The sequence below is a fragment of the Cyanobium sp. Cruz-8D1 genome (genome assembly GCF_024345975.1).
Classification (GTDB): Bacteria; Cyanobacteriota; Cyanobacteriia; order PCC-6307; family Cyanobiaceae; genus Cyanobium.
In genome coordinates this window covers 61,657-82,841 of sequence record NZ_JAGQCD010000001.1, presented here as the reverse complement: position 1 = coordinate 82,841, position 21,185 = coordinate 61,657, and the positions used below count along the sequence as shown (strand labels likewise).

Sequence of the window (21,185 nt, the reverse complement as noted above, 5' to 3'; positions counted from 1 at the left end):
TAATTTGAGCCTGCGTGTCAATTCCCTTGCCAGAGGAGAGCGGGCCTTCCGGGGCAGAGCGGACACGGCAGCGGCAACGGGTGCGGCGCAACGCTCCCCGGAGAATCCAGGGTTCCCCCCTGCAACGCTTCTGGGCCAGCCGCCGAGCCCGCCTCGGGGCCGTGGCCCTGGGCAGCGCGGCCATGGTCGCCTGGTTTTTCGCACCCGCCTGGCAGGGGACCCGGGGCAGCGCACCCCGGCCCTCCAGCAAGGCTGCCAAGTCTTTGCAGGCGGGGACCGGCCAGGGGACCCAGGTGATCTCCGCCTTCATCGAGGATCCCTGGCGGAGCCAGTCGGCCCTGCTGCTCTGGCGGGAGCGACCTGGGGCGCTGCTCGTACTGCAGGGCAACGCCGAGTACCAGGCCATCACCTACAACCACCTCCGCAACCGAAGGCTCTGGCCGCAGGACACCTCGAATCTGTTGCGCCTGCTTCCCGGTTGCGACACCGTCGGCCAGGTGACCGCCCTGGCCCGAATCCTGGAGACCAGGCCCGGACCGGGACAGCTCACCTTCGTAACAGCCGGAACCCACATGGCCCGTACCCTGGCCATCGCCCGGATCGTCTACGCCGGCACCGGCTGGCAGGTGGAAGGGGCCGACGCCCAGACCGGGGATCTGCGGCCCGAATCCCAGCTGCGGCTTTGGCGCGACCAGCTGCGCGCCTCCCTCTGGAGACTGACGGGGTGGGATGGTCGCCTCGATAGAAATGACTGCATGTGATCCCCCCTTGGCCCTCCCCTCCCCCGTCCCGATCACGCTCTTCGGTGCCACAAGCACAAGCGGTCAGGCCCTGATCGAGCTGGCCAGGGGGCGCTCGCTGGTGGTGGCCGGCCGACGTCCAGCGCTGCCGCCGGCCGGTGGCGGCGATCCACCGCCATTCCTGCCCTGCGATCTGGAGGACGCCTGCGGGGAGAGCAGGGCGCCGAAGGGGGTGCTGGTGAGCTTTGCCCCCATCTGGACGTTTGCCCCCTGGCTGGCCCGTTTTGCCGGTGACAACCCAGCCGGCTTCGCCGCCCTGCAGGGGGTGATCGCCTGCTCCTCCTCCTCGGTGATCACCAAACGGTTCGCTGCCAATCGCTTCGACCGGGATCTGGTGCAACGGCTGGGGCAGGCGGAAGATCAGTTGACCCTGACCTGCACCAGCCACGCCCGCCCGCTGCATATCCTCGCGCCCACCTTGATCTACGGCCAGGCCGGTCCCCTGGGCGATCGCAACCTGAGCAAACTGCGCCAGCTGCTGCGGCGCCTGCCCCTGCTGCCCCTGCCTGGCCAGGGTGGCCTGCGGCAGCCCATCCACTGCCGCCAGTTGGCCGCCGTGGCCCTGCACCTGGCCGACCGCCTGCCCCTGGCCGGAGGCGACCCTTCGCATCAAGTACACCTGCCCCTCGGTGGCGATGAGACCCTCGCCTACGCCACCATGCTGCGGCGCCTGCAGGACGCAAGCGCGCCAGGCGATGCGGCCCGACGCTGTCGGCTGCTGGCCCTGCCGCCGCGCCTCTTCCAGTCCCTCGCCGCGCCACTGCTGTTGCTCTCCCCGAAGAACTTCGAGGCGCTTCTGCGGATGAGTGCCGACCTGGCCGGGTTCACACCAGCCCATCGCATCCTGGGGGGACCTCCCGAACCGTTCCCTGTGCTCCCGCTGGCGCGATGACCGCCCTGCACACCCCCGCTGTGCTGCTGCTGGGGAGTGGACTGGGCGCCTTGCTCCTTCACCTTCTCCTGCCGTTGCTGCGGCGCGCTCTGGTGGATCAGCCCAACGCCCGCAGCTCCCACCAACGGCCCACCCCCCGGGGCGGCGGCCTGGCCTTTGTGCTGGTCGGCAGCGCCCTGGCTCCCCTGGCGGGCGGAGGCTGGCCGGCCTGGATTCCGCTGCTCTGCCTGCCACTGGCCCTGGTGGGCCTGCTGGACGACCGACTCGACCTGCCGGCCGCAGGGCGCTACGGCATTCAGATCACCACGGCCCTGGCCCTGGTGGCGATCACCCCCCTGACCGTGGCGTGGTGGCTGCTGCCCGTGGCCTGGTTCGCGGTCACGGCGGTGATCAATTTCGTCAACTTCAGCGATGGCCTCGATGGACTCGTCGCCGGCTGCGCCTCGGTGCTGCTGGGCGTTGCCGTTCTGGCGATGGCTCCCACCGGCGGCAACGGCCTGCTCCCCCTGATCGGGGCCCTGCTGAGCTTCCTGGTCTGGAACTGGAGCCCGGCCCGGGTGTTCATGGGGGATGTGGGCAGCACGTTCCTCGGGGCGGTGATCGCCGGCATGGTGCTGCAGCAGGCCACACCAGCCATGGCCCTGGGCCTGCTGCTGGCGGGCTTTCCCCTGCTGGGAGACCCCTGTCTCTGCGTTCTGCGCCGCTGGCAGGCAGGCCAGCCGATCTTTCAGGCCCACCGCCTGCACCTCTACCAGCGCCTGCATCAGGCCGGCTGGCCCCACGACCGGGTAGCCCTCCTCTACATCGGCGCCACCGCCCTGCTGGGCTGGGCCCTTCTCGTCCATGGCCTGGCCCTGGAACTCGGCCTGCTATCAGCGGAACTGGTTGTTGCCCTCTGGCTGGATCGGCACCGCGCCGTCCCCTTCTCTCCATAAAATGGCGGTAACCTACTCTGAAGAAGCTCATACTCAGCCCATGATCCATTCCTCCATAACATCAATGTTGGATGAGAACATCGATCCAAGCGTCATTGCTTAACCTCGATTCGTCACTCCATCCATTGGAGCAATGTATGAACCTCTCAATCAGACCAGCGCCCTTAGCCTCAGACCTGGCTATTCTGCTTTTTCCAGAAATTTCAGGCTGAACCTCATCTTTCGATTCATTGGTTGAATCTTCAGACCTTCATCACCTGATTAATCGATCCTCGTCGATCTGAACGATTGATTCCCAAACTCTCATTCCTCCGATATGTCCAGAAGCAGCTGCTTGCCCGCAGGCTGCTTCTGGTCGTTTTTGATGGTCTGATGATCATCACGGCCTACGTTGGGGCTTTCATTCTGCGCTTACCCGACGCCGAATCTCTTAGGGGTTTCCTACCTTCAACCATCCTGCTGCTGCCCCTCGCCGTGATCACGGGCCTGCCCGTGTTGGTGGTCTCTGGTTGGTACCGTGGGCTCACTCGTTACGCCGGCAGCCATTCTCTCTACGGGCTCGTGCCCCGCTCAGGCGCGATGGTGCTGATCCTTCTGCTGATCAGCACCCTGATCGGGGGCCCCCAGCCACCGCGATCCTTCTGGATTCTCTACTGGCTGCTGTTCACCGGAGGGGCCATCGCCAGCCGCATCATCCTGCGCGACGTCCTGGTCCATCACCTTGACCAGCGCGACAACCACTCCCAGGGGGCCTCCCAGGGTGAGGCCACCCTCATCTACGGGGCCGGGGCCGCCGGGATGGGTCTGCTGCTGGCCCTGCGCAACGACCGCCGATTCCGCATTGTTGGTTTCCTGGACGACGACGAGGGGATTCATGGCCGCACACTCCAGAACATGGCCATCCACACCCCCCTGCGGCTGCCCCGGCTGATTGAACGCCACGGGGTCCGCAAGGTGCTGCTAGCCATGCCGGCCATGTCCAGACGCCGCAAGCGTCTGCTGGTCGACCAGCTCACCCACAGGGGTCTGGAAGTGCTTTCGATCCCCTCACTCGCCCAGATGGCCAGTGGCCAGAGGATCGTTTCCGACCTGCACGCCGTGGCGATCGAAGATCTCCTTGGACGGGAGCCCTCCAACCCCGACCCGGTGCTGCTCAAGGCCGGTGTCAAAGGGAAGGTGGTGATGGTGACGGGTGCCGGTGGATCGATCGGCAGCGAACTCTGTCGCCAGGTCGTGGCACTCGGTGCCACCCGGCTGTTGCTGCTGGAACGCAATGAGTTCGCCCTCTACGCCATTGAGCGGGAGCTGAGCTCCAAGCCGGGCGGTGTCGAACTGCATGCCGTCCTGGGCGATGCCTGCAACGCCTCCCGCCTCACCCTGCTCTGCCGGGAGCACGGTGTGGAAACCATCTTCCATGCCGCCGCCTACAAACACGTCCCCCTCGTGGAGGCCAATCTCTGCGCAGGCATTGCCAACAACATCGGCGCCACGGAGGCCGTGATCGCCGCCACCCGCGCCTCTGGGGTCAGCCGACTCACCCTGATCTCCACCGACAAGGCCGTGCGACCCACCAATGTCATGGGGGCCAGCAAGCGGATCTGCGAGCTGCTGATCCAGGCGGCCGCCGCCGAGATCGCAACGGGCGGCCCGATCCTGTCCATGGTCAGATTCGGCAATGTGCTGGGCTCATCTGGCTCGGTGATCCCCCTGTTCCACCAGCAGATCTCCACAGGCGGCCCCGTCACCGTGACCCACCCGGCTATCACCCGCTACTTCATGACCATTCCGGAGGCCGTCCAGCTGGTGCTCCAGTCCACGGGCATGGCCATCGGCGGCGATCTGTTCCTTCTCGACATGGGAGAACCGGTCAGGATCGCCGACCTGGCCCGGCAGATGGTTGAACTGTCGGGCTTGCGGGTTCGGGACGACCACAACAGTGACGGCGACATCGCCATCCACTACACCGGTCTGCGGCCAGGGGAAAAGCTCTACGAAGAGCTGCTGATCGGCACCGACGACCAACCCACCCAGCACCCGCTGATCCGCAAGGCCACCGAACCCAGGCGCGAGAGCGAGCAACTGTTGCCCCTGATCCAGCAGCTGCATGAAGCCCTGGCCAACTGGGACGAGGCGACGACCGCTGTGCTCCTGCGCCGGCTTGTGCCGGAATACGATCCAGACGAAGGTCTGCCTGCCGCACCTCTGGTCGACGCCCTGTCCCGATGAGCAACATCGCCAAGCGTCTGACCAAGGCGCTGCTCCTGAAACTTCCCCCATCCTGGCTGGCATCCATTCCTGCCATTCCCCCTCCGACGCCCCGCAATCTCTGGCTGGCCCTGTCCGCAGCCGTGGCGGTCCAGAACATCGCCGTCTTCCAGAGCAGTCAGAGTGAGCACATCACCGTGTTCGCTTTGCTGGTGTGGGGAGGAGCGGTGATCTGCATGGAGGATCAGTTTGAAGACCTTGAACCCCGGCCCGCCGCCTGGGGGTTGATCATCGGCACCGTGCTCCTGGTGTGGGTACTGACCCGCTCGGCGGTGATCCTGCACTGGGACGGCCTCCTGTTCGGCCTCGCGCCCATTGGTGGGCTCGCCCTGGGCCTGATGGCCGAGAAGCCAGCCAACCTGGGCCGTTTCCGCGATCCCCTGCTCTGCCTGATGCTGTTGCCTGGCTTCGCCCTGTTGATGCGAATCCTGCCAGAGGCGCCCATCAGCCTGGTCACCGCCCGGGTCTCCGGCCTGTGGCTGAGCATCCTGGGGCTAGACGTGATCGTCAACGCCCGCAGCGTGCTGCTGCCAGGGGGGGGCGTGAGGGTGCTCGGGCCTTGCAACGGTCTCGACATGATGGCCCAGATCCTCTGCGTCGGCGTCATCTTCCTGTTGGCCTTCCCGATCCGTTCCTGGACCAGTCGCTGCCTGCTGTTAGTGATGGCGCCGCTGATCGGGCTGATCAGCAACACCTTCCGCATCGCCCTGCTGGCCGTCTTCGCGGGCAATGGCCACTCCAAGGGAAGCTGGTGGTTCGATTTCTTCCACGAGAGCACGGGATCCCTGATCTTTTCCGGCGTGGCCGTCCTCATGTTCGGCATGGTCTACATGCGCCTGCTGGAAAGGGAACTGCCTCCGCTTCCCGCCACACCACCACAGCAGGGCCGAACATGATCACTCCTTGGCTGCTGGTGCGGTGGTACGGCACACTCGCCGCCGTCAGTGCACTCCTGGCCACCCAGGCGATCGTTTTGCCACGTTGGCAAGCGGCTCCAGGCCCCCTGCCCGCCAAGCAGCTGGAAGCAGGGCTGCATGGAGCCCTGCTCCTCTCCCCAACCCATCGCCCGTCCTCCACTCCCCCTTGGCCGGCAAAGCGCAGCTATGAACTTGCCACCTCCGCACCACTCGTTTTCCCCCTGCAAGGAGGGTTTGAACTCACCCTGATGAATGGAACCGTGCGCCAGCGGTTCAACTTTCAGACCAGCACCATGGGACGAGCGCAGCCAAGCCTGGACCTGAGCAAGCGTCGCCTCATCGACACACCGGTACCAACGGCGTCAGGACTGGCTCAGGATCAACCGGTCTTCCAGACCTGCCTGGTGAGCGGACCTGGTTTGGTTCGCTCCTTTGGGGTGACGCGAGACCAACTCGCCGCCAATGCCGACCGACTCTCCAGCGGCATCGATTCCGCTGTCGCGCGTGTGATCGGACTCGAGCCCAACCGCACCTATGCCTGCACCTTGATCAGTCTGCGCGGGCCCAAAGGGGAACCACCCTCTGATCGCCTGTGGCGGCAGGTGCTCGACCTGGTGGAGCCGGTGCTTCGATCCCAGGGCTAGGCCAGGGGGAACCACCTGCCAGACCGGCAACCGCCCCGCCAGCTTCCCGATTCCCATCTCCCGACGCATCCTTACCCCATCACCCTCACACCCACACCCACAACCCACTGCCTTCCTGGGGCCGCCCAGCAGCCTGAGGACAGCACAAGCGCTCAGGTGATCGTCTAGTGGTCGGCATCCTGCGGCGGATTCTGCAGAGGCTAGGGGAGGCGGAAAGGTCAGACCAGCCGCTGCTGGAGCGCTCCCTGCCCTGCAGCTGGATACTCAGCAATCGGCTGGCGGTCGGTCCGATGCCACGCTCCGACAGGCACTGGCAGCAGCTGGCACAGGCCGGTTTCCGCAGCCGCTTCAGCTGCTGCTACCCGGAAGAAGAAACCGGACTGATCCTGCCGCCCGGATGGTCGAGCGACCGGATCTCGCTTCCCGATCATCGGCAGCAGGAGCCGATGCAGGCAACCAGGCTGGCCCTGGCCTTGGCCAGGGCCGAAGCCCTGGTGAACGACGCCTCTCCCGTCTACCTGCATTGCATGGCGGGTTACGAACGCTCACCCTTGCTGGCCGTGGGACTCACGGCCCGCCTGCGCGGCATCGACATGCTCGCTGCCCTGGCCTGGGTCCGACGCTGCCACCCCATGGCCATGCCCATCTACGACCACCTGGTGATGCTGGATGTCATCCTGTCCTCCAGGCCTGGGAGGACAGATGTCCGTCAGGGGTGAATCGGCGGCTCAGCCCCTGTTGCCGAATCGCTTCCTCAACCAACTGATCAGCCCATCACCGGAGGCATCATCCTGGCGATGGCGACGGGATGGGACCCTTTCGGCAGGAGGCACGGAACGGCTGCCGGTGCTGGGGAGGTTGCCCCCGTTGGAGGCAGGTGGCCCGGAGGGCTGACCCGCCTCGTCCCGGAAATACGTCTTGACGTCGGATTCTCCCTCGATGTAGCGGGAGCTGACATAGGTATTGGTGGCGGCACCCTTCATGTAGCTGTCGCGATAGCGCTGGACGTAACTGCCGAAACCGCCAGAGGAGGGCTCGGTGGCACTCTTCGCGTAGCCGGACGCCGATGCATAGGCGTAGTGATAGTAGTAACCGTATTCGTAGCCGTAATCGTTGAGGCGGCTCGGGAAATTCACCTGGTTGCAGATGATGCCGAGCACATCGACCCCGGAAGCCCGGATGCGGCGGCTCGCCTGGGGGGCCAGCTCCCGGCTCACTTTGCCCAGTCCGACAAGGAACAAAATGCCATCCAGTTTCTCACCGAGGAGGATTGGATCGGCCAGCATCAGACAGGGAGGCGCATCCACGACGATGATGTCGTAGCCGGGAAGCGCACGAATTTCCATCATGACATCCTTGCACCGGCTGGAGTTCAGCAGCTTGGCAGGATCGGGCGGCTTCGGACCGGCAGAAAGCACATCCATGTTCTCGGCAACGGTGTGAATGAACTCCGTAGGCTTTCGAGCGGAATCGGACAGCAGGGTGGACAGGCCATCCCCCTGTTCCACGCCCAGATACCTGGCCTGCATCGGCAGACGCATGTCGGAATCGACGACGAGCACCTTCAGGCCAAGGTCGGCCAGGGTTCGGGCAAAAACCGCGACAGCGGTGGATTTACCTTCCCCCTGGGTGGAGGAGGTGACTCCAACCATCCGGATGTTGCTGTCGGCGCGAAGCAGGCGGAAGGTGGTGAACAGGCTCCGGAGAGACTCCTTGATCGCAAAGCGCTCGCTGGAGGACATCTTGGAGATGCTGGTGGCGATGTCGACACCGGGCTCCAAGGGGAGATAGGGAATCAGGCCCAACACGGGCAGCTGGAGTTCCTTTTCCACCTCCATGGGGGTATGGAAGACGTTGTCCGTCTTCTCCCTGAGGATGGCTGCACCGAGCCCGGCCAACAGGCCGAGCATAATGGCGCGCAGCAGATTGCGTTGGATGTTGGGCTCCACCGGGCTGCTGCCGAAATCGGGGGGGCCGATCACTTCCCAGGGTGAAATCGAACGGGCGATCTCGAGCCGGTAACGCTCCCTGGCCTGGATGTAGGAGGAGTACTGCTCTCTGGCGATGGCCAGTCGTTGGTTGATGTTTTCGAACTCCGACATCTTCCGCGGATTGTTCCGGAAGTTCTCACTGAGAAGCAGGATCTGGCGGTTGATTTCATCCTGCTGGGCCACGTTGGAGAGCAGCCTGGCCTTCACGGCATCCGCGGCTTGGCGCTGGACCACGGGCAGCAGTTGGTTGCGTCTCGCCAGCAGGGACTGAACGATCGGGGAATTCTCCTTGTACGTACCTTTGGCGGTGGCCAGCTCCTGCTCGAACTGGTTGAGCAGGTCGAGGGGGGTGGTGGTTTCCCTGGAGGCCTCGGCGCCGGAGGAGGAGGCCCGGCCCGGAACGAGAACGCTGTTGCGGCCGAGCTGCTCGAGGGCGGTAGGGGCGCCACTGGGGGTGAACTGCAGCTTGCCGGTCTGGATCGATGTCAGTTGGCTGTCCAGTTGCACCTGCTCGTTCTGAAGGGTGCGCAGCTGGTTGACCAGCCCTTCACGGGCTCCGAGGATCTGACCGGCCGCGGTGGCGGGGTCGACGAAGTTGTTGCGTTGGCGGAACTTGAGCATCTCCTGGGAGAGCTTCTGAACCCGGGACTCGATCGCCGGGGCCTGTTGATCCAGGAATCGGACACCGGAGTTGACGGCAGCCTGGCGCTGGGTGAGAGAGAAGGCGGTGTAATCCTTCGCCAGCTGACGCAGAATCACCTTGCCCTTGGCGGGATCGGGCCAGCGCAGGGAAACATTGAGAACGTTGTCAACCTGAGCAGACGCCTGGTCGATGGAGAGGTTGCTTTCGAGGTCGCCCAGCGGCACACCCTGACGCTGGGCGACAGGTCCGAGCAACAGGGGACTGCGCATCAAAACGATGAGGCTGGGCACGTCCGTCTTGATTTCACTACGGGCGATGCTTTCCACCGATCCAGCGCCGCCGCCGTCGCCGGGATTGTCGAAGGGGTTGCTGATCTGCAGCTGAAACCCGCCCTTATAGACGGGTGAGAAGATGCGCTGCCTCAGGGTGTTGATCGCCAGGACGCCGGTAACGACGGCGAAGGTGACCAGGAAGACGGATTGGCGCCGCTTGACAGTCCGGACCAGACCGCCCACCCCTCCCCCCCCCGACTGCCCCTCGCCCGTCGGGCTCAGTGGACTCTGGAGCGCCGGATCGAAAGCCTGGGGAAGGCTGGGCCCGGGACCGGCCATGGGGGGAAGGGACTGCGGGCGAGGCGTTCCACCCGGAAAGGTCTCAGGAGGAGCACCCGTCGTCGTCACGTATGAACTGGGGAGAAACTTGTGCCGATCGTAATGGCAACCGCCCGAGAACGCCCCTTGACGAGGCCGTCTATGGTGAGGGCCCGATTAATGACCATCGGTGGCTTTCCATCCCAGATCATCTGTACAACAGAGGGCCGCTGGCGGCTCGGGCCAGGCCACTGAACAGTTGTCCGCCTCTCCAGCTCTGCGACGTCGGGCGATCCGGAAACGTCTTTCCGCCCTGGGCCTTGTGGGTCTCACCGGTATGGTGTTCGCCCCGGCCGGCCTGAGGGCTTCGGTACCCCAGGAACTCTCCCCCCAGACCCCTTGGAGGGGATCGGGTGCCTTCGTCAGTGCCAACCCCGGCAGCGGCCCTTCCTCCTCGGCGCCACTACCCCTCTCGGTAACGGAGGTCTACAACGATCTTTATGTGCTCGGACCCGGGGATGGTCTGCAGCTCACTTTCACCGATCCCTCCGCCTCCGCCATCGGTGGCCCTGTCGTCATCCTTCCCGATGGCACCTCCACCCTGTCGCTGCTGGGATCAGTCCAGCTCACCGGTCTCACCATCGGCCAGGCCACCCGCTGGCTCACCTCCCTGTACTCCAAGCAGCTCGTACGTCCTGAGCTCATCCTCAGCCTGACCGCGCCCCGCCCCGTCAAGGTGACCATCATCGGCGAAGTGGGCCGGCCGGGTTTGTACCCGCTGCCTAGCTATTCCACGCCGGTTTCCGCGATACAGACGGCCGGGGGGGTCACCCTCAATGCCGACATCCGCAAGATTCTGCTGCGGCGTCTGGCTGGCCCGGATGGCAGCCAGAAACAGACCGTGCTCAACCTGGCCCAGGTGTTCCAGGCGGGCAACCAACGCCAGAACCCCATCCTTTTCGACGGCGACACGATCGTCATCGGCCGCACCGAAGAGCTGATTCCGGAGGAGATTCTTCAGATCGGCGCCACGAACCTGGCCCCGGCGACTATCAGTGTTTCTGTGATCGGTGAAGTCAGGAGCCCCGGCACCATCAGCGTGCCCGCCAACACCCCCCTGGCGGAAGCCATTTTCCGGGCCGGAGGCGCTGAGAACTGGCGGGCCAACAAGAACGATATCGAGCTCGTCCGACTCAACCGCAACGGCACCACCACCCGTGAAGTGTTCAGTTACAGGGACGGGATCGGCGTCTCCAAGGGGCTGAATCCTCCGCTGCGGGACCGGGACACGATCATCGTGAACCGCACCTTCTACGCCGAGGCCATCGACGTCATCAACCAGGTCATCGTTCCCCTCAGTCAGGCCGCCAGTTCCTATTATTTCTTCCGAGATACATTCAACGGCAACAGAAACAGCAACTTCCGCTGACCTCCGCTGCATCAGCCACCTGTTTCTACCCAAAGCCGCCTCTACCGACAGCCATGTACCGCGAACCCTCCATCAGCCGCAAGGCCATCGCCTGGGCTCTGCTGAGCCACACCATCTGGCTGCCCCTGCTGGCCATCGATGCCCACGATCGCTGGCAGGCCACCATCAAGGACCTGGCCATCCCCCAGCCCGCCGATCCCAAGGGCGCGGCTGAGGCGATCGCTTCGCTGCCCGAGGAACCCGCCCAGAAGGCGGACAGCGCCTCCCCTTCGCCGCTTGAGGATCTGGGCGTTACCACTGGCCATGTGCTCAGTTCGGCCTCCGAGAAGAGCGGGTCGCTGCTGGATGCCCCGCTGTCGCGCAGTCTCGACCTGAGCGGTCCCTCCAACTCCTCCCGAGCCAGGCCCGATCCGGGTCGCCGCCCTGCCGTCGCCCTCAGGACCACCAGCCCTGCCCGCACCGCCAAGGCCAGCTTCACCATCGAGGGCCCTTCTCTCGGCACCACCGGCCTGGGCAGCGCCAAGACCCTGCTGCAACGCAATTTCTCGAATTCCGAGCTGCTCGGTGGCGTGCTCACCATTCAGGACCTGGGTGCCCCTGCCATGCCACCGGTGGCCAGGGCCGAGCGGGCCCGATGGGCCAGAAGCGGAGATCCCATGGCCCCCCTGCCCCAGAGCCTGAGGGAGCCGATGCGCCAGGCCATCCGCACCCTGCCGACCCCGACCCCCACCAAGACAGCCAAACTTCAGCAGGGCCGCGTGATCCACGTCCCCTCCACCCGTGTCAGCAAACCAACCCAGGTGCCGCTGGCCGTTCAGGCGGATGGCACCGTGGATGTGCTCAGCAAACCCGATGATCCCGCAGTGATCGAGGACATCAAGGAGTGGTCGAGGCGCCAGCCGGCCCAGGCCCCTGGAACGGTCACCCCCACGGTGGTGAATCTGCAGCCGATCCCGGCTGAGATTCGGGCCACACCGGCCCCTGCCAAGGTGGCGCCGGTGGCGAGTGCCCCGATCGCACCCCCACCGGTTACCGCAGCCCCCGCGGCCGAAGTTCCGCCCGCCGCCCCGTTGCCGGCAGGGGCCGGCGGTTCCATGGTGGCTCCGCAGTGAGGCGTCACGGTCTCCACCACAGCGGCCTTGCCCTGATGGGCCTCACATGCCTGGGCCTGGGGCTGCAACCACTTCGGGCCCAGTCACTTCCGGCCGGTCCGGCGCCCTGGGTACCGGTGGCGCCCGAGCCCGCCGCGGCCGGCTGGGAACCCGTGACAGACGCCGCCACCCTGCCGCCGGATTACCAGCCCATACCTGCGAATCGCAACCCAGCCGAACTGGCGATCGTTCCACGCCAGGGCAAACCCATTGAGAATGTCGGCATCTACGGAATCGGCGGCGGTGTCAATTTCGGCAGCGATCTTCCCAATAGCGGTGTTTTCACAGGCCGGGTGGGTTACAAACTCAACGAAACTCTCGCGGTCTCCCTACGACCAAGCGTCATCTTCGGCAACAGGGATGTGCTTGGCCGTTACAACGGCCAGACCTCGTTCCAGCTGCCCCTCACCCTCGATCTCTTCCGCCGCTCGGTGGTCTCCCCCTATCTGGGCGGGGGCATCGCCACCAACACCTATTCCACCGGCCAGACCAACGCCATGCTCACCGGTGGCGTCGATGTCAACGTCACCCAAAACGTGACCCTGGGCTTCAACGTCAATTATGTCTTCCTGCCGGACGGGGTCACCTTCGATGCTCTCCAGGCCATGACCCTGCTCTACCTCAGGTTCTGATCCCCAGAAGGTCTGCACCGGCCTCGGCCACCGCCTCAATCGCGGCAGCAATGGCCTGACGCTGTTCCAGGTCATATCCCCAACGATCGAGGAAGGTCCGGTCCTCCAGCACGGCCTCATCGCTGTCAGCCTGCTCCGCTGCAGCCGCCAGCAGGGTTTCCAGCCGTTGCTTCACGGCGATGGGTTCCAGGTGCCGGAGCAGTTCGGTGCTGCGCTGCTGCACCCGTTCCGAGCCGGCCTGGTGTTCCTGATCACCCGAACGCTGGTGGTGCAGGACCATGGCCGTACTCATGGCCAGATTGCGGGCGGTGAGATCCACCACCCCTGCCCCGGCCTGGCGCAGGGCGGTCACCAGGGCCTCCGGCAGACGGTCGAGCAACGGGGCCTCGCCGGTAAGGCTCACCACGAAGAAACCGCGGGCGCCATCCCGGCTCGCCACCAGTTCCCCGACCCGATCGGCCAGCACTTCATCACTGAGCTCCCCGCCCTCCCAGAGGCCGATCCAGTGAGCGGCGAGCTCCATGGCCTGGGGAAAACTTGGCGCCAGGGGGGAGACGGGCTGTGCGGTCTCGTTGACGGGGGCGGCATCGGTCATGGCGAAAGGCGGGCGGCGCGGCCCTTGGACTGGCAGTGTTGAGGCTATGGACCCGAGCACCCCGACCGCCAGCCCCGGCGACGCCCAGCCCGACGACGGCAGCACGGAAGGAGCTCCCTTCCGCTCCGGCTTCGTGGCCCTGATCGGACGGCCCAATGTGGGCAAGTCCACCCTGCTGAATCAGCTGGTGGGCCAGAAGGTGGCGATCACCTCCCCCGTGGCCCAGACCACCCGCAACCGGCTGCGCGCCATCCTGACCACCCCCGCGGCCCAGCTGATCCTGCTGGACACCCCGGGCATCCACAAACCCCACCATCTGCTGGGGGAGCGCCTGGTGCAGAGTGCCCGGGGAGCCATCGGCGAGGTGGATGTGGTGCTGCTGCTGGTGGACGCCAGCCAGCCAGCCGGGCGCGGCGACGGCTTCATCGTCGACCTGCTGCGCCACTGCAGGATTCCAGTGCATGTGGCCCTCAACAAGAGCGACCGGGTGGGGGCCGATGCCGAGGATCTGGCCGCCACCTACCGGGAGATGCTCGCGGCGTCAGACGATCGCCCCGTCGCCTGGCCCCTGCACCCCTGCAGCGCCCTCAACGGCGACGGCTGCCAGGCCCTGGTGGAGGCCCTGGCCGCCGATCTGCCCCCGGGGCCGCTGCTGTACCCGGCCGATACGGTCAGTGACCAGCCAGAGCAGTTGTTGCTGGCGGAGCTGATCCGTGAACAGGTGCTGACCCTCACCCGGGAAGAGGTGCCCCACTCGGTGGCGGTGCGGATCGAGCGGATCGTGGAGGATGAGGGCAAGGTCAAAGGCAAGGAGCGCACCGCCGTGCTGGCCACCGTGCTGGTGGAGCGCAGCAGCCAGAAGGGAATCCTGATCGGCAAGGGCGGTCAGATGCTCAAGGCCATCGGCCAGGGGGCAAGGCTGCAGATGCAGAAGGTGTTTGACGGCCCGGTGTACCTGGAACTGTTCGTCAAGGTGGTGCCCAACTGGCGCAGCCATCCAGGCCGGCTGGCGGAGCTGGGCTACCGCGGCGACTGAGGGCGCCGGCGCACCGAACCTGCTGGCTGGGGGTTTGCGAAGATCCCAACCGGGTCCACCGGCCCCGATCTCCCGCCGCCCCCGCCGTGACCAACGCGACCGAGCCTCCCACCCCAGCGACGATCGGCCGCTTCCCGCCCGAGACGATCGCGGCCTTTCTGGCCTTCTGCGCCGGGGACTGGCTTTCTCTGCGCAGTCGCTTCAGCCTGGAGGAGGCCGCAGGCGAGGCCCGACAGGCCGAGGAGGAGGAGGTCAGCTGGCACAGTTCCGAGCGCGGTGACCTGCAGGTGACCTACCTGACTCCGGAGGACATCGAGGGGCCTGGGGGGCTGGAGATCACCCCGCCCAGCGGTGGCCGCCACCGGCTGCTGTTTCACCCCGACGGTGGCTTCGAGGGCCAGGCCCCGGACGGGGCCGTCAGCACGGGTCGTTGGCAGCTCTGGCCGGATGGCAGCCTGGAGCTCACCAGTGCGCGGGCCGGGATCTCGGTGCGGGAAAGGATCTGGTTCACCAAGGCGAATCTGCGTCTGCGCAGCAGCGTGGAACACCACCCCGACGGCCGCCCGGGCCGGGCCAGCTTCAGCTCCGAGATCCGGCGGCTCAGCCGACCTGCCGGCTGAGCCCACCATGCGCTTCGACGTGGTCAGCCTGGTGCCGGACGCCTGCACACCCCTGCTGGGGCAGGGGGTGATCGGCCGTGCCTTCGCGGCCGGCATCGCCGAGGTCCACGCCCACAACCCCCGCGATCACGCCACGGATCGCTACCGCAAGGTGGACGATGTTCCCTATGGCGGCGGCGCCGGCATGGTGCTCAAGCCCGAGCCTGTCTACGCCGCCTTCGAGGCGATTCCGGTGCTGCCCCGGCGTCGGGTGCTGCTGATGAGCCCCCAGGGCCAGCCGCTGCACCAGCGAGACCTGCGCCGCTGGGCGAGCGAGTACGACCAGCTGGTGCTGCTCTGTGGGCACTACGAGGGCTTTGATGAACGCATTCGCCCCCTGGCGGACGAGGAGGTGTCCCTGGGAGACTTCGTGCTTACCGGCGGCGAACTTCCCGCCCTGGTGGTGATCAGCGGCGTGGTGCGGCTGCTGCCGGGCACCGTGGGATCGCCGGACTGCCTCGAAGCGGAAAGCCACAGTGGCCTGCTGCTCGAGCACCCCCATTACACCCGGCCGGCGGAGTTCCGCGGCCTGGCGGTGCCGGAGGTGTTGCGCAGCGGTGACCACGGCGCCATCGCCCGCTGGCGCCAGGAGCAGCAGGTGGCCCGCACCCGCGAGCGGCGCGCCGACCTGCTGGCCCTGTGGCAGGCGGAGCAGAACCCCTGACGCCCGCGCTCACCCCCAGACCGGCCAAACTGGATCCGCCCCTACGGCCCCCCATGCAGCTGCGCATCGGCAACGGCTACGACATCCACCGGCTCGCACCCGGTCGTCCCCTGATCCTGGGTGGCGTGCGTCTGGAGCATCCGGACAGCCTGGGGCTGGCGGGCCACAGCGACGCCGATGTGCTCGTGCACGCCCTGATGGATGCCCTGCTGGGGGCCCTCAGCCTCGGGGACATCGGCACCCACTTCCCTCCGGAGGACGAGCGCTGGCGCGGGGCCGACAGCCTGGTGCTGCTCGAGAAGGTGATGGAGCTGGTGACGGAACGGGGCTGGCAGGTGCTCAATGTCGACACGGTGGTGGTGGCAGAGCGCCCCCGCCTCAAGCCCCACATCGCCGCCATGCGGGAGGCCATCGCCGGCCGCCTGGGCCTGGCTCCCGAGCAGGTGGGCGTCAAGGCGACCACCAACGAGGGCCTCGGGCCCACCGGACGGGAGGAGGGCATCGCCTGCCATGCCGTGGCCTTGCTGCACCAGCCATGACCCGTGCCCCCCTGAGCCAGCTGGCTAGCTTGCTGGCCAGTTTCTGCCTGGTGGTTCTTGTGCTGGCCGGCCTTCCTGACAATGCCGGCGCCCTCAGCCCCCAGCGCGGCGGCCAAGGCGGGAGCGAAGCTGCCGCAGCGGTGGTGGTGGAACAGCTCAGATTGAAGGTGCCGGCCGGCACCCAGAGGGCCTGGCTGCAGGCGGAGCAGGAGAGCTGGGGGCCCTGGCTGCGGCGCCAGGACGGCTTCCTCGGCAGGGATCTGCTCTGGGACGCCGAACGGGAGGAGGGCCTGCTGCTGATCCGCTGGCACAGCCGCCGCCAGTGGCTGGCCATTCCCAAAAGCGACATCGACGTGGTGCAGGGCCAGTTCGAGGCCGCGGCGCGCCGGGTCCTGGCCCAGGCGAGCCCGACCGCCGCCAACCCCTTTCCCCTGCTCTACGCCGGCGAACTGGAATGGGTGGGCCTGACCCCGGCCGCGGCTGCCGAGGAGCTGCGGTGAGCGAGGACGTCCGGCTCGACCTGGGCCGCCGCCAACGGCTTGGCATGGTGGAAGCGGTGTGGGGCGAGCACAAGAGTGCCGACCAGATCACCGCCGTGCTGCTGGGGCTGCGCCAGGCCGGCGAACTGGCCCTGGTCACGCGGGTCTCGGCGGAGAAGGCCGCGGCGGTGGAGCGACAGCTGGCGGACCAGCTCGGCAGCGATGGGGACGTCCCGCTGCCGAAGCACCATCCCCTGGCCCGCTGCCTCACCTGGCCCACGCCGCCGCCAGCCGATCCGGCCTTCGGGCGGGTGGCGGTGCTCAGCGGCGGCAGCAGCGACCTGGCCGTGGCCTCGGAGGCCCGGCTGGCCCTGGCCTGCCATGGGGTGGCCAGCGACCTCGTGCTGGATGTGGGCGTGGCTGGGCTGCATCGTCTGTTGGCGGAGCTGGAGGGGCTGCGCCGGGCCAAGGTGCTGATCGCCTGCGCCGGGATGGAGGGAGCCCTGCCCACCGTGTTGGCGGGGCTGCTGCCCCAACCGGTGATCGGGGTGCCGGTGGCGGTCGGCTACGGGGTCAGTGCCGGGGGCCAGGCGGCCCTGATGGGCATGCTGGCCAGCTGCGCCCCAGGGCTCACCGTTGTGAACATCGACAACGGCTATGGAGCCGCCATGGCAGCCCTGCGGATCCTGCAGCTGGGAAGAGCCGACTGATCAGCCGCCTGCCAGCAGGGGCCCCGGCGGCGGGGCCTCGATTTCCAGCAAGGTCTTGAGCCACAGGGTGAGAGAGCGGGGCAGACGGCCCTGCTCGTAGCACTCAATCGCCTCGATCAGGATCGGTGTATTGATCCAGTTGATCCGATGGGGAAGCCTCGGTGCCTGCGGCTTATCAGGCGCAGTGTGAAGCACCGCATCCGGCCTGACAAGGCGGGGTGCTCAGAGGTGCTGCAGATTCGGATAGGCGGTGATCACCTGTTCGGTGCTGAGCACTTCTCCAGCCCCTTCCGGCTGCCAGATCACCTCCAGGGCAATCAGGTCATCCGCACCGAGCGCGCCGAGTTTCTGGAGCGAATCGCGCAGGTCTTCGGCGGAGCGGGCCCCTTTGATCGCCAGCCCCTTACGGCTGGCCACCAACAGGGTGACCACAATGAAATCGCTGGCGGCGTCACTGGCCCCGGGGGCCACGGGCGCCGGCTCGCTGAAACGGCGCCCCGCCACATTGGCCGTGAGTTCCCGCTCCAGCTTGCTGCGTTCCTGCATCGAGAGCCGGTTGAAGGTGGACTCGGCACTGGCGAAAGGCACCTGACCGACTTCGCCATTCGCGTACACCCAGAGATCGGGGTGGCGCAGCAGGGAGAGGCTGGTTTCCTGCAGGACCCGCTGAAGACCGGAGCTGCTGGAGGTATCGGACGAGCTGGCCAGGCGGCGAAGATCGTCCTGAAGGTCGCGGGCGGAGGCCAGCAGACCCACCTGGATCTGGGCGATCGCCACAGGGCCGTCGGGGCGGGGGTTGTAGGCCAGACCAGACCCGGAGCCGCCCAGGGCCGGCCCACCACCTCCACCACCCCCGCCGCGCAGGGCGTTGACCACCACGCCCGCCACCGCCATCAGGATGAGGAAACCGAACAGCCCGCCGCCACCGAAGCCGAAGATCGGCACGATGAAGGGGAAACCCATGCCGCCGCCCCGGTAGCCGCCGCCGTATCCGCCTCCATAGCTGCCCCGGTAGCCGCCACCACCGCCGCCGTAATTGCGGGGCATCGAAGGGGCAGATCGGAAGCTGCCGCCGCCGATCCGACCGCCGCTGGCCGCCTGGGCCGGCTGGGGGGCCGCCATCACCAGGCCCGCCACCAGAAAGGGGACGACCATCAGACCGGCCAGGCGCCTGAACAAGCGGGAACCCATCTGCAGTGACCTTTTGATATCGGGAATCTAGGAACCTCCCCCAACGATGGTGACCACCTCCAGCACATCGGATTCCCCCACAGACTGGGTGGCCCAGCGCTCCCTGGACAGGATCTCGCCGTTGAACTCGACCACCACCAGACGCGGCTGGTAGCCAAGGGACACCAGCACAGCATCCAGGCAGAGGCCCGCCGGGCAGGCTCGCGTTTCGCCGTTGACCCGCAGCAGCAGGGGCTCCGGCTCCTTCGCGGCTGCCGGTTCCGTCATGCCAGCGCCTCCAGCCCCGCCAGCAGGGCGGCCGCGGCGGCCCCGGGATCCCCTGCCTGGGTGATCGCCCGCACGACGGCCACACGCTCCGCCCCGGCCTGGCGTACGACAGCCAGGTTGGCCCGATCGATGCCACCGATGGCATAAAAGGGCAGGGGGCACTCCGCCGCCGCCTGGCTCACGTAGGCCAGCCCCACCGGCTCGCGGCCAGGCTTGGTGGGCGTGGCGTTGACGGGCCCCACCCCGACGTAGTCGCAACCATCGGCGACGGCCTGGCGAAGGTCTTCGAGGCGGTGGGTGCTGCGACCGATCAGCCGGTCGGGTCCCAGCAGGCGACGGGCCACGGCCGGCGGCAGGTCGCCCTGACCGAGGTGCACGCCATCGGCCCCTACCGCCAAGGCGAGGTCGATGCGGTCATTGACCAGAAACAGGGCCCCATGGCGATGGCAGAGCTGGCGCAGGGCGCTCGCCTGTGCAAAACGGCTCCGGTCATCGAGGGCGGCTCCTGCCGGGGTGGGGCCGTCCCCAGGTTTGGCGCGATACTGCACCAGCCGCACCCCCGCCGCCAGGGCAGCGGCCACCACCAACTCCAGCCCCTCCACCGGACTGGTGACCAGATACAGATGGCAGCGGCGCAGCAGGGCCCGGCGCTGGTCGCCACCGCGGCCGGCCTGGAGCAGATCCACCTCCAGGTCGTAGAGGGCGTAGCGGATCGCCGCCGCCTCTGCCGCCAGCCGGGGATCCTCAAGCCGACCGAACTCCTCCAGTACCCGCAGGGCCTCCTGCACCCGGCCCGCATTGGCGGCCAGCACGCTGGCGCCGTCCTGCCGTTCGGCCTGGGCTGGATGGGCCATGCCGGCGGCGGAATCGGTGGCGGTGTGCCGCGCCAGCTTGTAGCGGGTCTGGTGGAGGCGCCCCAGACGCTGGCGCAGGTCCTTGCTGCGGGCCACCAGGTCGGGACGGTCCAGGGCGAAGCGCGCCCAGTCCTCCAGCACCCGCAGCCCCTCCCGGGCCCGATCGAGATTGGCATCCAGCAACCGTTCGATGGCGGCGTGCTCGCTGCCGTTGGACGACGTCGGAACTGGGGGCTGCGGCGTCACCGGACCGGCACAGGCGGGGCTCCCAGGGTATGGGAGGGGTCCTTCAGCCGGGAGGCGGGGCCGATGCATGGCCGCCATGGCTGAGGCCATCCTCCAGAGCCCGGTCGGCGTCCAGGCGGATCTGCCGGCTGAGGGCTTCGAGACTCTCAAACGCCTGCTGCCGCCGTAACAATTTCAAGGGCTGCACGGTCAACCAGGAGCCCTCCAGCTCAAGCTTTCGCTCCAGCAGGTGCACCTCAACAGCCGAGGGAGCCAGGGGGTCCACCGTGGGCTGGGGGCCGAGGTTCATCACCGCCGCCATCGCCTCGTCCTCGCCGTCCCGCCAGGCCAGGGCCGCATAGACCCCTTCCAGGGGCAGGAACTTGCGTCCGTCCACCGCCAGATTGGCGGTGGGCCAGCCCAACTGGCGGCCCAGGCCCCGCCCCCGCACCACCGCGCCGCTGAAGCGGTAGGGGCGCTCCAGCAGGCGCCCGGCCTCCTCGATGTCGCCGGCCGCCAGGGCACGCCGGATGCGGCTGCTGCTCACCCGCTCGGACCCGTCCCACAGCATCGGCAGCACCCGCACGTCGATGCCGAGGGCAGCGCCGATGCGGGCCAGATCGTCGACGTCACCGCTGCGGTCGACCCCGAAGCGGAAGTTGGTCCCCACGGCGATCCGCCGGGCCTGGAGCCGCTCGGCCAGCACCTCCTCCACAAACCGCTCCGGCGTCAGCGCCGCGAGCTCACGGCTGAAGGGCACCAGCACCAGCTGCTCGATGCCGAGGGGTTCGAGCAGCTCCAGCTTCTCCTCGGGCAGATCCAGCCGCAGGCGCGTCTCGCCATGGAGCACCTCCCGGGGGTGGGGCCAGAAACTCACCACCGTGGCCACCACAGGCTCCTGCCCCGTCGGCTGCGGCTCGGTGACGGCGGTGATCACACGGCGGTGTCCCCGGTGCAGCCCATCGAAGCTGCCCAGGGCAATGGCGGTGGGCCGCAGGGCGTGGGAGGGGTCGTGAAGCGGGATCAACGGCCTGCGCCCTCGCCGCCAGGATCCTCCCATGCCAAGTTTGGGGCCTC

General features: G+C 67.3%; 23 protein-coding genes. 16 read left to right on the top strand and 7 right to left on the bottom strand.

What is annotated here, in order from left to right:
- Nucleotides 1–80: 80 nt before the first annotated feature.
- The 7 genes from KBZ33_RS00450 to KBZ33_RS00420 all read left to right on the top strand — a co-directional run bounded on the left by KBZ33_RS00450 (nucleotide 81) and on the right by KBZ33_RS00420 (nucleotide 7,172).
- A complete protein-coding gene (locus tag KBZ33_RS00450; protein WP_254949678.1) occupies nucleotides 81–761 on the top strand; it encodes a hypothetical protein in 681 nt (226 codons plus the stop codon).
- A 7-nt stretch (nucleotides 762–768) separates the two neighbouring features.
- Nucleotides 769–1,692, top strand: a complete 924-nt coding sequence (locus KBZ33_RS00445) for a hypothetical protein (protein ID WP_254949679.1) — start codon at nucleotides 769–771, stop codon at nucleotides 1,690–1,692.
- Nucleotides 1,689–2,627, top strand: a complete 939-nt coding sequence (locus KBZ33_RS00440; protein WP_254949680.1) for a glycosyltransferase family 4 protein — start codon at nucleotides 1,689–1,691, stop codon at nucleotides 2,625–2,627. The genes KBZ33_RS00445 and KBZ33_RS00440 overlap by 4 nt, the downstream gene beginning before the upstream one ends.
- A gap of 372 nt (nucleotides 2,628–2,999) precedes the next feature.
- Nucleotides 3,000–4,853 carry a nucleoside-diphosphate sugar epimerase/dehydratase gene (locus tag KBZ33_RS00435; RefSeq protein WP_254949681.1) on the top strand — a complete coding sequence of 618 codons (1,854 nt, stop codon included), beginning with the start codon at nucleotides 3,000–3,002 and terminating at the stop codon, nucleotides 4,851–4,853.
- Nucleotides 4,850–5,788, top strand: coding sequence for an exosortase/archaeosortase family protein (locus KBZ33_RS00430; RefSeq protein ID WP_254949682.1), 939 nt, complete (start codon nucleotides 4,850–4,852; stop codon nucleotides 5,786–5,788). Before KBZ33_RS00435 ends, KBZ33_RS00430 begins: the two co-directional genes overlap by 4 nt.
- Nucleotides 5,785–6,453, top strand: coding sequence for a hypothetical protein (locus KBZ33_RS00425; protein WP_254949683.1), 669 nt, complete (start codon nucleotides 5,785–5,787; stop codon nucleotides 6,451–6,453). The genes KBZ33_RS00430 and KBZ33_RS00425 overlap by 4 nt, the downstream gene beginning before the upstream one ends.
- Before the next feature lie 167 nt (nucleotides 6,454–6,620).
- A complete protein-coding gene (locus KBZ33_RS00420; protein ID WP_254949684.1) occupies nucleotides 6,621–7,172 on the top strand; it encodes a hypothetical protein in 552 nt (183 codons plus the stop codon).
- 9 nt (nucleotides 7,173–7,181) lie between these two features.
- On the opposite strand, the gene KBZ33_RS00415 is transcribed toward KBZ33_RS00420, so the two are convergent.
- Nucleotides 7,182–9,698 carry a polysaccharide biosynthesis tyrosine autokinase gene (locus KBZ33_RS00415; RefSeq protein WP_254949685.1) on the bottom strand — a complete coding sequence of 839 codons (2,517 nt, stop codon included), beginning with the start codon at nucleotides 9,696–9,698 and terminating at the stop codon, nucleotides 7,182–7,184.
- Nucleotides 9,699–9,999: 301 nt separating this feature from the next.
- Between KBZ33_RS00415 and KBZ33_RS00410 the strand changes: the two genes are divergently transcribed.
- From KBZ33_RS00410 to KBZ33_RS00400, 3 genes are read left to right on the top strand one after another with little or no spacing between them, the layout of a single operon-like run.
- Entirely contained in the window at nucleotides 10,000–11,106 is a 1,107-nt protein-coding gene (locus tag KBZ33_RS00410) for an SLBB domain-containing protein (protein WP_254949686.1), read from the top strand.
- Between the two features lie 53 nt (nucleotides 11,107–11,159).
- On the top strand, nucleotides 11,160–12,218 hold the full coding sequence (locus KBZ33_RS00405) for a hypothetical protein (protein WP_254949687.1): 1,059 nt from the start codon (nucleotides 11,160–11,162) through the stop codon (nucleotides 12,216–12,218).
- Between the two features lie 35 nt (nucleotides 12,219–12,253).
- Nucleotides 12,254–12,889 carry a porin family protein gene (locus KBZ33_RS00400; protein WP_254949688.1) on the top strand — a complete coding sequence of 212 codons (636 nt, stop codon included), beginning with the start codon at nucleotides 12,254–12,256 and terminating at the stop codon, nucleotides 12,887–12,889.
- Here the strand turns inward: KBZ33_RS00400 and KBZ33_RS00395 are convergent.
- Complete coding sequence (locus tag KBZ33_RS00395; RefSeq protein ID WP_254949689.1) at nucleotides 12,879–13,484, bottom strand: hypothetical protein; 606 nt, start codon at nucleotides 13,482–13,484, stop codon at nucleotides 12,879–12,881. The two genes, KBZ33_RS00400 and KBZ33_RS00395, sit on opposite strands and share 11 nt — an antisense overlap.
- A 46-nt stretch (nucleotides 13,485–13,530) precedes the next feature.
- On the opposite strand from KBZ33_RS00395, the gene era reads away from it, so the two are divergent.
- From era to larB, 6 genes are all read left to right on the top strand, one after another.
- Nucleotides 13,531–14,520 (top strand): GTPase Era, encoded by a 990-nt coding sequence (gene era, locus KBZ33_RS00390; protein WP_254949690.1) that lies wholly within the window; start codon nucleotides 13,531–13,533, stop codon nucleotides 14,518–14,520.
- A gap of 86 nt (nucleotides 14,521–14,606) precedes the next feature.
- Entirely contained in the window at nucleotides 14,607–15,140 is a 534-nt protein-coding gene (locus KBZ33_RS00385; protein ID WP_254949691.1) for a phycobiliprotein lyase, read from the top strand.
- Nucleotides 15,141–15,147: 7 nt separating this feature from the next.
- Nucleotides 15,148–15,843, top strand: coding sequence for a tRNA (guanosine(37)-N1)-methyltransferase TrmD (trmD, locus tag KBZ33_RS00380; protein WP_254949692.1), 696 nt, complete (start codon nucleotides 15,148–15,150; stop codon nucleotides 15,841–15,843).
- A 53-nt stretch (nucleotides 15,844–15,896) separates the two neighbouring features.
- A complete protein-coding gene (gene ispF, locus KBZ33_RS00375; protein ID WP_254949693.1) occupies nucleotides 15,897–16,382 on the top strand; it encodes a 2-C-methyl-D-erythritol 2,4-cyclodiphosphate synthase in 486 nt (161 codons plus the stop codon).
- Nucleotides 16,379–16,882 (top strand): TIGR03792 family protein, encoded by a 504-nt coding sequence (locus KBZ33_RS00370; protein WP_254949694.1) that lies wholly within the window; start codon nucleotides 16,379–16,381, stop codon nucleotides 16,880–16,882. Before ispF ends, KBZ33_RS00370 begins: the two co-directional genes overlap by 4 nt.
- Nucleotides 16,837–17,571, top strand: a complete 735-nt coding sequence (gene larB / locus KBZ33_RS00365; RefSeq protein ID WP_396107665.1) for a nickel pincer cofactor biosynthesis protein LarB — start codon at nucleotides 16,837–16,839, stop codon at nucleotides 17,569–17,571. The genes KBZ33_RS00370 and larB overlap by 46 nt, the downstream gene beginning before the upstream one ends.
- Here the strand turns inward: larB and KBZ33_RS00360 are convergent, their stop codons facing one another.
- From KBZ33_RS00360 to KBZ33_RS00340, 5 genes are read right to left on the bottom strand one after another with little or no spacing between them, the layout of a single operon-like run.
- Nucleotides 17,572–17,766 (bottom strand): hypothetical protein, encoded by a 195-nt coding sequence (locus KBZ33_RS00360; protein WP_254949815.1) that lies wholly within the window; start codon nucleotides 17,764–17,766, stop codon nucleotides 17,572–17,574.
- Between the two features lie 27 nt (nucleotides 17,767–17,793).
- The gene (locus tag KBZ33_RS00355; RefSeq protein WP_254949696.1) at nucleotides 17,794–18,762 is read right to left on the bottom strand and encodes a DUF1517 domain-containing protein; all 969 of its coding nucleotides are present in this window, start codon (nucleotides 18,760–18,762) and stop codon (nucleotides 17,794–17,796) included.
- Nucleotides 18,763–18,789: 27 nt separating this feature from the next.
- Complete coding sequence (gene thiS, locus KBZ33_RS00350; protein WP_254949697.1) at nucleotides 18,790–19,029, bottom strand: sulfur carrier protein ThiS; 240 nt, start codon at nucleotides 19,027–19,029, stop codon at nucleotides 18,790–18,792.
- Nucleotides 19,026–20,129, bottom strand: coding sequence for a thiamine phosphate synthase (locus KBZ33_RS00345; protein ID WP_254949698.1), 1,104 nt, complete (start codon nucleotides 20,127–20,129; stop codon nucleotides 19,026–19,028). The genes thiS and KBZ33_RS00345 overlap by 4 nt, the downstream gene beginning before the upstream one ends.
- Before the next feature lie 43 nt (nucleotides 20,130–20,172).
- Nucleotides 20,173–21,135: a bifunctional riboflavin kinase/FAD synthetase gene (locus tag KBZ33_RS00340; protein WP_254949699.1), complete on the bottom strand. Its 963-nt coding sequence runs from the start codon at nucleotides 21,133–21,135 to the stop codon at nucleotides 20,173–20,175.
- Nucleotides 21,136–21,185: the final 50 nt, after the last annotated feature.